The following is a 13,081-nucleotide window of genomic DNA, read 5'->3' on the forward strand; positions in this document are numbered from 1 at the left end:
GGCCAGCACGGTCGCGCCGTCGGCGGCCAGGCGGGCGGCAACGGCGCGACCGATGCCGCTCGACGCGCCCGTGACCACCGCGACCCGGCCGGCCAGCGGGCGCACGACTCCGGCCGCGCCGGCCGCGCCGGTCACCTGGCCGGCCGGCGGGTTCGGTTCCCCGGTGGTGGTTGTCATGCGGTGGTCTGGGGCTCGTAGACGAGGATCGCGTCCGGCAGCGGGGGAGCGGTGTCGTAGCTGAGGCAGATGTCCTCGGGGATGCGGGTGAGGTCGGTGCCGCGCAGATAGTCGCGCATCGTCGTGCCGGTGCACTCGGAGTCGACGTTCACCGAGCCCACGTGGTTCACGACGTCGTCGTAGTGCACGGTGCGGAAGTCGATGCTGAACCGGGTGCGGCCGGAGGTGTTCGGCACCGAGGAGTGGAGCTGGTTACCGGAGAAGACCAGCATTCCGCCGGGGGGCGCGACGACCCGAGTCTGCGGGAAGATCTCGACCTCCTCCTCGGGCTTCGGCTGCACGCGCGTGTCGGTCCTGATGTGCTTGGCGGCCGACGCGCGGTTCGTCTTGTTCCACTCGTAGTAGTTGTAGGTGCGCGAGCTGTTCCTGACTCCCTGCGTGAAATAGCGGGGATGGAAGGCCAGCCCGTTCTCCGGGACGATGTCGAAGATCGGCATCCACCAGTTGAGCTGGCAGAACGGCGCCGAGTACCAGGTGTCGCGGTGCGGGTGGAAGGCGTAGGCGATACCCGAGGTGAGGTAGTCGTCGCTGGTGGACGTCCGCAGCCGCGGGACGTCGAAGTAGGTCTTGCTGATGTCGCAGCCCAGCTCGGCGAGCATCGCCGGCAGGAGCTCCTTGCATGTCGGGTGGTGGATGAAACGCGGCTTCAGGTCGGCGAGCAGGGCGGCGTACTCCTCGACGGGCATGTGGTGCTGCGCCGTCTCGGGGTCCAGGTCGCCGAAGGCGTCCCGGATCAGCTCGCGGGTGAACTCGACGAATGCCGTGGTGCTGGGCCGCGGCGAGTAGACGAACAGCTCGCCCGCGTACAGCTTGGCTCGCCTTTCGTCATCGGACAGCGCTGAGTCGAGCAGCACTGTGCTCATCGGGTTCCCCCTCGCTCTGGACGTGGATGAGAAGCAGCCGGGCGATCTCGAGCTCTTCCGGCGTCGTGACGTGGATGTTGGCCGGCTCGCCGGGCAGCACGACCACCCGTCCGCCGGCGTCGGCGACCATGGCGGAGTCCTCCACGGCCTCGACCGCGCCCGCGTGCGCGGCGCGCAGGGCGGCGGCGCGGAAGGCGTGCGGGGTCTGTACCAGCCGGTGCGTCTCGCGCGCCAGCGAGGCCCCGGTGACCAGGTCCGGGCCGCTGGCCAGGACCCCCTTGACGACCTCGGTGAGCGGCAGGCCGGGCACGGCGCCGTCCGCGCCCGCCCGCACCGCCGTGACAACCGAGCTGTACAGCGCGGCGGTGGCCAGCGGGTGCGCGGCGTCGGTCACCACGATCACCTCGGCCTCGGCGGGGACGGCGGCCAGCCCGGCCCGGACGGACTCGGCGCGGGTGGCGCCGCCCGCGATGGCGCGCACGCCGTCCGGCGGGGCCCACCGGTCGAGCAGGGGCGCGGGGAGCACCACGACGACCCCGTCGCAGGCGGCCGCGGCCGCCCGGACGGGATGCGCCACGAGCGGGAGCCCGCCCAGGTCGGAGAACTGCTTGGGCCCGCCGAACCGGGTGCCGCCACCGGCCGCCAGCACGATCGCCCAGGCCGGCCCGCCGGGAGCCGGTTGAGCAGGTTGAGCAGATTCCGCCGAACTCATCTGATCACTACCGCGGGTTCCGGCGCGGCGGCGATGGTGCCGGGCGGCGCGACCGTGGCGGGAGCGGCGATGGGAGCGGTGTCGGGCGAGTCGACGGCCGGGCCGTCCTCGGTGAGCAGGCCGACGCCGGCCAGCGCGTCCGCGGCGTTGGCGACCGCGTCGAACGGCAGCTCGGCCCGCTCGGCGATGTCGAGCAGGGTGCGGGTGCCGTCCGCGAGGTTGAGCACCCACAGCAGGCCCATCTCGATCGACGCGCGGTTCATCGTCGCGCCGATCGAGCGGTACAGCCCGCGCCGGCCGAGCTGGGGCTCCCCGTAGGGGGAGGTGTTGCGCCAGACCCGGTCGGCCTCGCAGATCTCCATCGTCCGGTTCAGGATGGCGAACGAGTCCGCCAGCGACTCCGGCGTCACGAAGTCGAGGTTGTCTGCCGACGTGTGGTATTCCGGGTACTCACCGTGCTGGCTGCGGCCGAACCGGCCCACCGGCAGGTCGAAGCCGGGCGAGCAGAACTGGCGCTCGTCGTAGCCGTAGGGCGAGAAGCCGACGACCCGGTGCGGACGTCCGGTCTCGGCGAGCGCGCGCGCCGCCGCCCGGTCGACGACCGCTTCGCCGCGCCGGCTGCGCTTGTAGGTCGGCGCGCCGCGGTCACCGAGACCGGTGAGCACCAGGCCGTGCCGGATCCGCCCGACCGCCGCCGGGTTGCGGGCCAGCCAGGTGATCGAGCCGATCGTCCCCGGGATGAACAGCAGCCGGTAGGTGAACCGGCGTTCCCGCGCGGCCAGCGCGGACGCCAGCTCGGCGGCCACGGCGATGCCGGAGGAGTTGTCGTTGGCCATCGCCGGGTGGCAGGTGTGCGTGGTGACGAGGAACTCCTCGTCGGTGGTCCCGGGCAGCACGATCTCGGCGTAGGTCAGCGACCCGTCGGTGAGCGAGGTGTCGATCTCGACCTGGTATTCGCCGTCGGGCAGCGCCGCGAGCTGACGGTCGGTGAGGCAGAAGCCCCACGCGTCGTTGTAGTAGGACGTCCGGTAGGGGACCCAGTCGGGCCGGTCCGGCATCGAGTACAGGTGCTGGCGCAGCTCGCTGAGCGGCATCCTCGCGCGCACGGGCGTGCTGTAGCCGAGCAGGTGCAGGGGGTTGTCGGCGACGTCGACGACGACCCGCCCGTCCGGCCCGACCAGCCGGGCGCCGGCGACGTTCCACTCCCGCGGGACCGTCCAGTCCAGCACGGGCGTGCCCGACGGCACCTCGTGCACGGTGAACGGGATCTGCGCGGGCAGCGCCGCGCGCACGAGGTCCAGGGTGGCCCGCACCCCGCTGCCGGTGATGGAGCGCATGGGGGGCATGAGGGCGGCGACCAGGTCGTGCAGGCGGCGCCCGACCGCGTCGATGCCGGCGGTGGTCATGGGCGCGGTACTCAGGGGCGTGGTACTCATGGGAGCGGCGTCCGGTTCCGTCAGTCGGCCCAGACGCGCCACGGCGCCGTGCCCGCGTCCCACAGCTGGTTGAGCTCGGTCCAGTCGCGGAAGGTGTCCATGCCCATCCAGAACCCCTCGTGCGTGTGCAGGGTGAGCTGGTTGTCCCGGGCGAGCTGCTGCAGCGGGTGGCGCTCGAGCATCGTGGACGGGTCATCGTCGAGGTACTTGTCGACGAACTCGCGCTCGAAGACGAAGTAGCCGCCGCTGACCCAGCCGGTCGCCGGGGGCTTCTCGGCGAACTGCGTGACGGCGTTGCCCTCGGTGACCAGCTCGCCGTAACGGCTGGAGGGCCGCACGCCGGTGACCGTGCCGATCCGGCCGGACCGGATGTGGTCGCCGAGAACGTCCGCCACGTTGATGGCGCCGACGCCGTCACCGTAAGTGATCATGAAGCGGGGGCCGGTGAGGTACTGCGCCACCCGGCGCAGGCGGGCGCCCGTCCCGGTGAGCAGTCCCGTCTCGACGAAGGTGACCTCCCAGTCCTCGTCGCCGGCGGTGTTGTGGAACTGCGGTGTGTGGTCGTCGGCGAGCTTGAGCGTGAAGTCGGCGACCTGCTGGCGGTAGGCCAGGAAGTAGTTCTTGATCAGGTCACTCTTGTAGCCGAGACACAGCACGAACTTGCGGAAACCGTAGTGCTCGTAGGTCTTCATGATGTGCCACAGCACCGGCTTACCGCCGATGTCGACCAGGGGCTTGGGGAGCTTCTCGCTGGCCTCGCGCAGCCGGGTTCCCATGCCGCCACAGAGGATGACGACCGGAATGTCGCGCGGGTCGACGCTTGCGGCATCCGTCGAGAGGGCTCGGGTTGTCTCGGTGGTCAAAGCTGTCGCGTCTCCCGTGTCAGTGCCCCGGCGGGCCCGGGGGCGGATGGCTCGGTGCCGGATGGCCAGGTGCCGGAGGCAGAGCCGGTGCGGGGCTGTGACGGGGTCCGTGCCACTGGCCGTACCGGCTCACCGGCTCCGCCGGTGCGCACCGGCCGCGGGAGGGGTCGTCTCCCGCGTCGGGCGCTGGCCGGTGCGGCCGTCCGTCCCGACGGCGGGCCCGGTTCCCCTCGGACTCGGCCGGCGCGGCTCCTGCCGGCCGGCACGGTCGCCAGCCGCCGGAGTGTAGAGGTGTGCAGCTCGCGACGCCCGTCACCTGTCGGGGGCGGACGTGCGGTGTCCTCCAGTCGGTCCGCGGAGTTTCCTGGTCCACTGTTGTGTGATCGCGTATTCGCGTGTTCTCCTGCGCGTTGATCGCGTGTGCGCGTGACGGCGGCCAACCGCCGACCTGAGCGCCGGGCGCGACGCGGCAACGGTACCGTACCGCCCCTTCCGTGCCGGTCCACGGTCCCGGAGTACCTGGTCAGCATGGGCGGGTCGGACCCCGTCCACCCGGCCGGACGGCTCTGTCGACGTTGACGTGAGTGCCGGTGCGCGGGGGCTCTTCCGCGGTCCCTTTGGCACCGGTGTGCGTCGTCCTTGTTACGGTTTGCCGGATGTCCTGGGATGAAGGATGCGGTCCGTCGTCTCCATGTCATCCCCCGGCCCGCGCGGTCGCTGGCCTCGGCGCGCCTATACCGTTGTCTTTCTCTACGTCGGCCGGGAGGTAAGATCCATGCTCTCGGCCATACTTTTTACCTTTAGTAAACGGCTCAACATGATTCAGGCCCCGGTTCGGCGGGACGACGCACTCGGGGGTGGATCCCATGCCGCCTGACGAGTGGCCCGGCCACGGCCTCAGCCGCCCCGATCTGACCCGCGCGAGCCGGGCCGACGTGCCGACCGGTGAATGGGTCGTCGACGACGGCCCCGCGGGCACCCGGCCGACGTCCGACCGGTCGATCGGGGTCTATCGGCGCGGTGACGAGGTTCCGGGGCCCGGCCCGGCCACCGGAGCGACGGCCGCCACCGGCGCCACCTCCGCCTCGCCGCCCGCTGGAGCGGCCGCGGTTCCCGCCCCTCCCGCCCAGCCGGCCACCGGCAGGGCTCCCGGCTCACCTTTTGACCCCGAGATGCTCTCCTCCCGGCGCCGGCCGGCGCGCCGCCGTTCGCCGGCCGCGCCGATCGCCCCCTACCCGGAGGGCCCGGCCTACCCGGGATCCGCCCCGCGCGGCGAGTCCGGGGCGCGCGGCGAGTCCGGGGCGCGCGGCGAGTCCGGGGCGCGCGGCGAGTCCGGGGCGCGCGGCGAGTCCGGGGCGGAATGGCCCGATGACCACGAGTCCGGCCAACGCGGACGGGGCCACAGCGGGTCCCGGCGCGATCGCGGCTCCAGATGGGACGTGCCCGGATGGGACGCCCCCGGATCCGACCGGCCTGGCCCCGGCGAGGGCGAACAGCGCCAGCGTCAGCCTGAACGGCACCGGTCCGGACCCGGCCGGCCCGCGGGTCGCGGCGCCGGTGAGCCCACGTCGGGGTACGGCGAGCCCGGCCACGGGCGCGATCCGTACCGCGGCGCGGACGGGCGCCCCGGCGCGGCGGGGCACTGGGATGAGCCGGACTGGGCCGGCGAGTCCTCCCGTCCCGCCCCGTGGACCCCACCGCCCTTCGAGTCACCGCCATCCTCGGCACCGCCCGCACCGGTCCCGCCGCCGGCGGCACCGCCGTTCTCGGCACCGTCGTTCTCGGCACCGAGCTCGCGGGTGCCACCGCCGCCACCGTCGGAGTCACCGTCCGCGACGTGGCCGCCCGGTGATCCCGCCACCCAGCGTTTCCAGCGGCGAGACTGGGAAGGAGAGCCGCGGCCCGGCGGACCGAGGCCCACCCGGCCGGGCGGGGAACGCGCGGACGAGACGATGATTCTCCCGCCGTCCCGGCCGGAGCAGGGCGCGAGCGAACGCGGGGACCGCGACCAGCAGAGCCAACGGCCGGGCCGTGACCAGCGGAACCATCAGCCGGGCCGTGATCGGCGGGCCTCGGAGCGAGCCCGTCGCGGAGACGGCGCTCGCGAGCGGGCCCCCGGGGAGGGCACCGCCGCGCGGGAGCGGTCCTCGCGGCCGGTGACCGGCCCGGAGCGCGCCCAGCGGTCGGACGACCAGCCGGAGCGGTCGCGGCGGGGGGAGGAGCCGACCGGGCGGGCGCAGGAACAGCCGGAGCGGTCGCGGCAGCGGCGTTCGGCCACCGACCGCACCCGGTCCGACCGCACCCGGTCCGATCGCGCCCGGTCTGACCGTGCTCGGTCCGAGCGCTCACGGCCCGGGTCCGCCGGCGGGCACGTCACCGGGGTGCTGCCCATCGCCGACCCCGTCCGGGACGGGCGTGGTTCCGCGCAGCCGCCGCGGACCGAGCCGGCGGCCGACGCATCGCTGCCACACCGGGTCACCGACTGGATCATCGAGCACTGGGGCGCGAAGCCCGGGCGGCACCCCTACCTGCCGGTGGGCCTGGTCGCCCTGGCGGCGGTGCTGGCCCTGGTCGCCTGGATGCTCGGGCCGGCCCAGAACAGCCCGGCGAGCGTGGACGCGGCCCCGGTCACGCCGACTCCGTCCGCCGCACCCTCGCCGGCCGCCGTGCCGCCGCCGGCGCCCGCCTCGGCCGAGCCCGCCCCCGGATCCGGCGCGGTCGCCCCGCCACCGGGGCAGGTGACCCGCGTGGCGCGGGCGGCGACCGCGGGGAGTTTCCCCAGCGGGGTGGCCGCGCACACGGTGGCGGAGGCGACGGCGTGGGCGCAGTTCCGCGGCCGGCCGGTGGACGTGGTGGTCACCTATACGGACCGGAACAGCTGGGACGCGATCGTGAACCCCTGGATCGGCCGCAGCGCGTCGACCTTCTCCAACTTCGCCGGCACCCTGGTCGTCAGCGTTCCCCTTTTTCCGGATGAGGGCCCGGAGCTGGGAAATCTCACCGACTGTGCCGCCGGTGACTACAACGCGAAATGGCGCCAGTTCGGCCGGTGGCTGGTCAGCGAGGGCCGTGGGGACTCGTTCGTCCGCCTCGGCTGGGAGTTCAACGGCGACTGGTTCGCCTGGCGGGCCTCAGCGAGCCCGACGGCCTACGTACAGTGCTTCCGCAACGCCTCGTCGTCGATCAAGGCGACGAGCCCGAAGGTCCGCATCGACTGGAACATCAACGCCCACGGGCCGCGCAGCGCCTTCGCCGTCTACCCGGGCGACCAGTACGTCGACGTCATCGGCATCGACAGCTACGACCAGTACCCGCCGAGCCCGACCCTCAGCGCCTTCGACGCCCAGTGCGACGCCACCGAAGGCCTGTGCCAGGTGATCAGCTTCGCCCGCCGGCACAACAAGCTGTTCTCGGTGCCCGAGTGGGGTGTGGTCAGCCAGCAGAACACCAAGGCCGGTGCCGTCGGCCAGGCGGGCGGGGACAACCCGGTCTACATCGAGCGGATGTACAGCATCTTCGAGCGCAACGCGGACATCCTCGCCTACGAGGCGTACTTCAGCGACGACGTCCCGGGCAACGTCCACTCGTCCCTGCTCAGCCCCAACCGCCACCCACGCTCGGCGGACACCTACAAACGGCTCTGGTGACACCCACCCGCGACCCCGGGCCGCGGCGGGCGGCCGGTCAGGAGGCGCTGGAGCGGCCGGCGTCGTCGTGGAGTCCACCGACGAACGCCTCGGCCACCTGCACCTGCTCGCGCAGTGTGATCAGCTTCTCCTCGGCGAGGGCGACCCAGGTGGCCAGCCGGGCCTGGAGCTCGGCGCGCCGTTCGGTGGGCAGGTCCGCCTCCTCGAGCTCGTCGCGCAGCACGAGCAGGGAGCGCATCTCCTCCAGGGTGAAGCCGAGCGGCTTCATTTTCTTGATCAGGAAGAGCCGGTCGACCGCGTCGTCGTCGTAGAGGCGGAAGCCGCCCACCGTCCGACCGACCGGCATCAGGAGGCCGGCTTCCTCGTAGTACCGAACCGTGCGCAGGGACAGCCCGACCCGCTCGGCGACGTCCCCGATCTGGTGGACGTCACGGCGTCGCGTGGTGGACAAGTCGACCCTTACGTCAGCATCTGTCGCCGGTAGCAAACCGGGCGTCTGACGACTGTACGTCGATCCGTGACACGGCGCCCGCATCTCGATCGGACGCCCTGCCGTAGGCTGGTCATATCGACCCCGCCGCCCGGGAACCTCGCCGGGGACGGCTGCATCCGGGACGCCTCCGCACCCAGGGTGGCTCCGTATCCGGGGGTTCCGTCGCCGCGGCGGTGTGGTCCGCGGGGTGCCCGTCCGGGTCGGTGCCACATCCGGTAGTGCGTCGCGTCCGGGGTACATCCTCTTCGGTGCCCAGCGGGGTGGTCGGCCTGCCGGCGGAGGTTGTCCTCCGTCCGGTTCCCACAGCCGGCGATCCTCACGGCCGGCAATACCGTCTGTCGGATCGCTGTTGCAACCGGAGTCGGCCGCCGTCTGGCCGCATCGCCGTGGCCGCCGCGTAGTCCGTCGGCACCGGATTCGCTAGCACTGGAGAGGCACGGGACGGATCACATGACCCTCGCGCCGCTGCTCGACGCCCTAGTCGCCCGCCCCGGTGGTGATCCAGCGCTGGCCCGCGCGCTGGGCTCGCCGGACGAACCCGTCCTCGACCTGGCCGGGCCCACGGCGCTGCGCCCGTTCGCGGCGGCGGCGATGGCCCGGGCCGGTCACACCGTCCTCGCGGTGACGGCGACCGGCCGCGAGGCCGAGGACCTGGCCGACGCGGTGGGCAGCCTGCTGGGTCCCGAGCGCGTCGCGGTGTACCCGAGCTGGGAGACGCTGCCCCACGAGCGGCTCTCGCCGCGGGCGGACACGGTGGGGCGCCGGCTGGCCGTCCTGCGCCGGCTCGCACACCCGGGCACCGGCGGTGCCACCGGTGCGGGCCCGCTGGCCGTCGTGGTGGCACCGGTCCGCTCGGTGCTCCAGCCGCAGGTGGCCCGGCTGGGTGAGCTGGCCCCGGTCGCGCTGGCGAAGGGGGACACCGCCGACCTCGAGGAGGTCACCGTCCGCCTGGTGGGCATCGCCTACCACCGCGTCGACCTGGTCGAGCGGCGCGGCGAGATGGCCGTCCGCGGCGGGATCCTCGACGTCTTCCCACCGACCGAGGAACACCCGCTGCGGATCGAGTTCTTCGGCGACGAGGTGGACGACATCCGCCGCTTCTCCGTCGCCGACCAGCGAGCGCTGCCCGCAGAGGACGGCGAGCCGGCGGCCGAGCTGTTCGCGCCGCCGTGCCGGGAGCTGCTGCTCACCGACGAGGTCCGGGCCCGCGCGGCGGAGCTGGCGCGGGAGCACCCGCAGCTCGTCGACATGCTTGACAAGATCGCCGAGGGCATCCCGGTGGAGGGCATGGAGGCGCTCGCGCCCGTGCTCACCGACGAGATGACCCTGCTGCTGGACGAGCTTCCGGCGGGCTCGCGCGTGCTGGTCTGCGATCCCGAGCGGGTGCGCACCCGGGCCGGCGAGCTGGTCCGCACCAGCCAGGAGTTCCTGGACGCCTCGTGGAGCGTCGCGGCGCTCGGCGGCGGGGCGCCGATCGACCTGGGCGCGGCGACCTACCGCTCGGTCGCCGACGTCCGGGAGCGGGCCGCCGAGCTGGGTATCCCCTGGTGGTCCGTCAGCCCGTTCGCCTCCGACCCCGGAGCCGCGGCCGGAGGCGACGACGCCTTCGGTGACGACACGGTCGTCGCCAGTCTGCGGCCGGCCACGGCCTACCACGGGGACACCGCGCGGGCCACCGCGGACATCAAGGGCTGGCTCGCCGACTCCTGGCGGGTGCTGCTCGTCACCGAGGGCCACGGCCCGGCCGAGCGGCTCGTCGAGATGATGCGGGAGGCCGATCTCGGCGCGCGGCTGGCGGCCGACGCCGAGCTCGCCGCGGGGGTCGCCGTCGTCACCCAGGCCCAGCTCGGCGCCGGGTTCGTCAGCCCCACGCTGCGGCTGGCCGTGCTCACCGAGACCGACCTCGCCGGCGCCCGGGGGGTCACCACCCGGGACATGCGCCGGATGCCGAGCCGGCGGCGCAAGGGCATCGACCCGCTCGCGCTGAGCGCCGGCGACCTCGTCGTGCACGACGCCCACGGTGTCGGCCGCTACGTCGAGATGGTCACCCGCACGGTGGCCGGCGCCAAGCGCGAGTACCTGCTACTCGAGTACGCCCGCGGCGACCGCCTCTACGTGCCGACCGACCAGCTCGAGCAGATCAGCCGCTACGTCGGCGGCGAGGGCCCGAGCCTGGACCGCATCGGCGGCGCCGACTGGGGCAAGCGCAAGAGCCGGGCGCGCAAGGCCGTCAAGGAGATCGCCGGCGAGCTGATCCGGCTGTACAGCGCCCGGATGGCCGCCCCCGGCCATGCCTTCGGCCCCGACAGCCCCTGGCAGCGTGAGCTGGAGGACGCCTTCCCCTTCCGGGAGACGCCCGACCAGCTCGCGGCCATCGACGAGGTCAAGGCCGACATGGAGAAGCCCGTCCCGATGGACAGGGTGATCTGCGGTGACGTCGGCTACGGCAAGACCGAGATCGCCGTCCGGGCGGCCTTCAAGGCGGTCACCGACGGGCGGCAGGTCGCCGTCCTCGTCCCGACGACACTGCTCGTCCAGCAGCACTACCAGACCTTCGCCGAGCGGTACGCGCCGTTCCCGGTCACGGTGAAGGCGGTGAGCCGGTTCAACGCGCCGTCCGAGCAGCGCGCCGTGCTCGACGGCCTCGCCAACGGCACGGTGGACGTCGTCATCGGCACGCACCGCCTGCTCTCCAACGAGACGAAGTTCTCCGACCTGGGCCTGGTGATCGTCGACGAGGAGCAGCGCTTCGGCGTCGAGCACAAGGAACACCTGAAGAAGATGCGGACCGCGGTCGACGTGCTCACCATGAGCGCCACGCCGATCCCGCGGACCCTGGAGATGTCGATCACCGGTATCCGGGAGCTGTCGACGATCGACACCCCGCCCGAGGAGCGCCACCCGGTGCTGACGTCCGTGGCGCCCTACGACCCGCGCCAGGTGACCGCGGCCATCCGCCGCGAGCTGTTGCGCGAGGGGCAGGTCTTCTTCATCCACAACCGGGTGGAGAGCATCGACCGGGCCGCGGCCGCGCTGCGCGAGCTGGTGCCCGAGGCGCGGATCGCCACCGCGCACGGCCAGATGAACGAGGACGCCCTCGAGCAGGTCATGGTCTCCTTCTGGGAGAAGAAGTTCGACGTCCTGGTCTGCACGACGATCGTCGAGTCGGGCCTGGACATCTCGAACGCGAACACGCTGATCGTCGAGCGGGCCGACAACTTCGGGCTCTCCCAGCTGCACCAGCTGCGCGGGCGGGTCGGGCGAGGCCGTGAGCGCGCCTACGCCTACTTCCTGTACCCGGCGGACCGGCCGCTGTCGGAGACCGCGCACGACCGGCTGGCCACCATCGCCCAGCACAACGACCTGGGCGCCGGCATGGCCGTCGCGATGAAGGACCTGGAGATCCGCGGTGCCGGGAACCTGCTCGGCGGCGAACAGTCCGGCCACATCGCATCGGTCGGTTTCGACCTGTATGTCCGGATGGTCGGCGAGGCCGTCGCCGAGTACAAGGGCGAGGCCGAGGAGCCGCCGGAGGTCAAGGTCGAGCTGCCCGTCGACGCGAACCTGCCGCACGACTACGTGCCCAGCGAACGGCTTCGGCTCGACGCCTACCGCCGGCTGGCCGGCGCGGTCTCCGACGCCGACATCGCCGAGGTCCGCGGCGAGCTGACCGACCGGTTCGGCCCGTTGCCCGAGCCGGTGGAGAACCTGCTCGCCGTCGCCGGCCTGCGGGTGCTCGCCCGCCGGTACGGCGTCACCGAGATCACGGTGGCCGGCCGGCAGGTCCGGTTCGCCCCGCTGGAGCTGCGGGAGAGCCAGACCCTGCGGCTGACCAGGCTCTACAAGGGCGCGGTGGTCAAGCAGGCCGTGCGCACGGTGCTGGTGCCGGCGCCCACCGAGACCGGCCGGATCGGCTCCCGGCCGCTGCGCGACCGTGCGCTGCTGGCCTGGGCCGGCCAGTTGCTGGAGGCCGTCGCCGGCGACTCGGTGGCCGCCGCCGCAAGTCGGTGAGGGCCGCACCGGATAGCCCTATACCGTTCAAGCCCGGCGAGCGGATACGGTCAGCACCGTGAAGTTTCCGCGTCTTCTGGCCGGGCTCGGGCTCGTCGTGCTCACCGGCATCGCAGGTACCGCATGCACGACGCACGCCGGGGCTGCCGCGCAGGTCGGGTCGAGCACGATCGAGACCTCCACGGTGCGCGGGATCGTCGACCGCGGCTTCGAGGCCGTCTCGACCGTCCCCGCCCAGCAGGCGGCGCAGAGCCTCGACCGGGCCGAGCTGCAGCGCCGCACGCTGACCACCCTGGTGCAGCTCCAGGTGCTCGAGTCCGAGGCGGACCGCCTCGGGGTCACGCTGAGCGGCCAGGACGTCGATGCCTACTACCAGGCATACGCCGTCCTGCAGTTCGGCAGCGTCGAGGCCTTCGAGACGCGGGCCGCCGCGGCCGGCTTCGCCAAGGAGGACGTCGGCGTGATCGTGCGCACCGGGGCGCTGGAGTCCGCCATCGGTGACAAGATCGCGCCCAACACGCTCGCCTCGGTGGCCGAAGCCCGCACGCAGTACGACAGCATCGTGGCGCAGGTCGGCAAACTTCCGCTGACCTTCGAGGCGGCCCGTCCGTACCTGCAGCGCTTCCTGGCCACCGACCAGCGTGCGGTCAAGCTCCGCCCGCTGCTGACCGAGGCCGCCGACCGGGAGCACGTCTCGATCAACCCGCGCTTCGGCTCGTGGGACGACAAGCAGTTCGCCGTGGTCTCCGCCCCCGGGACGATCGCCACGACGGCCGCGCCGGAGTCCGCGCTCGACCTGACACTGGGCTCCTGACCGGC

The 13,081-nt window shown here is 73.0% G+C and carries 9 protein-coding genes; 3 read left to right on the forward strand and 6 right to left on the reverse strand.

Going from position 1 to position 13,081, the window contains the following annotated elements; all coding sequences use genetic code 11:
* The 5 genes from MXD62_RS31290 to MXD62_RS31310 all read right to left on the reverse strand — a co-directional run.
* A partial coding sequence (locus tag MXD62_RS31290; RefSeq protein WP_248832990.1) for an SDR family NAD(P)-dependent oxidoreductase occupies positions 1 to 177 on the reverse strand: 177 nt, incomplete at its 3' end.
* Positions 174 to 1,100, reverse strand: coding sequence for a hypothetical protein (locus tag MXD62_RS31295; protein ID WP_248832969.1), 927 nt, complete (start codon positions 1,098 to 1,100; stop codon positions 174 to 176). The genes MXD62_RS31290 and MXD62_RS31295, both read right to left, overlap by 4 nt.
* Positions 1,063 to 1,812: a 2-C-methyl-D-erythritol 4-phosphate cytidylyltransferase gene (locus MXD62_RS31300; protein ID WP_248832970.1), complete on the reverse strand. Its 750-nt coding sequence runs from the start codon at positions 1,810 to 1,812 to the stop codon at positions 1,063 to 1,065. Before MXD62_RS31300 ends, MXD62_RS31295 begins: the two co-directional genes overlap by 38 nt.
* Positions 1,809 to 3,248, reverse strand: a complete 1,440-nt coding sequence (locus MXD62_RS31305; RefSeq protein ID WP_248832971.1) for a DUF4910 domain-containing protein — start codon at positions 3,246 to 3,248, stop codon at positions 1,809 to 1,811. The genes MXD62_RS31300 and MXD62_RS31305 overlap by 4 nt, the downstream gene beginning before the upstream one ends.
* A gap of 20 nt (positions 3,249 to 3,268) precedes the next feature.
* Complete coding sequence (locus MXD62_RS31310) at positions 3,269 to 4,111, reverse strand: sugar phosphate nucleotidyltransferase (RefSeq protein ID WP_020458450.1); 843 nt, start codon at positions 4,109 to 4,111, stop codon at positions 3,269 to 3,271.
* 866 nt (positions 4,112 to 4,977) lie between these two features.
* Between MXD62_RS31310 and MXD62_RS31315 the strand changes: the two genes are divergently transcribed.
* Complete coding sequence (locus MXD62_RS31315) at positions 4,978 to 7,758, forward strand: glycosyl hydrolase (RefSeq protein WP_248832972.1); 2,781 nt, start codon at positions 4,978 to 4,980, stop codon at positions 7,756 to 7,758.
* 37 nt (positions 7,759 to 7,795) lie between these two features.
* Here the strand turns inward: MXD62_RS31315 and MXD62_RS31320 are convergent, their stop codons facing one another.
* Entirely contained in the window at positions 7,796 to 8,209 is a 414-nt protein-coding gene (locus tag MXD62_RS31320) for a MerR family transcriptional regulator (RefSeq protein WP_248832973.1), read from the reverse strand.
* Between the two features lie 492 nt (positions 8,210 to 8,701).
* On the opposite strand from MXD62_RS31320, the gene mfd reads away from it, so the two are divergent.
* Positions 8,702 to 12,262 (forward strand): transcription-repair coupling factor, encoded by a 3,561-nt coding sequence (gene mfd, locus MXD62_RS31325; protein WP_248832974.1) that lies wholly within the window; start codon positions 8,702 to 8,704, stop codon positions 12,260 to 12,262.
* A 58-nt stretch (positions 12,263 to 12,320) separates the two neighbouring features.
* Positions 12,321 to 13,076 (forward strand): SurA N-terminal domain-containing protein, encoded by a 756-nt coding sequence (locus MXD62_RS31330; RefSeq protein WP_248832975.1) that lies wholly within the window; start codon positions 12,321 to 12,323, stop codon positions 13,074 to 13,076.
* Positions 13,077 to 13,081: the final 5 nt, after the last annotated feature.

It is taken from the genome of Frankia sp. Mgl5 (genome assembly GCF_023242985.1).
GTDB lineage: Bacteria > Actinomycetota > Actinomycetes > Frankiales > Frankiaceae > Parafrankia > Parafrankia soli.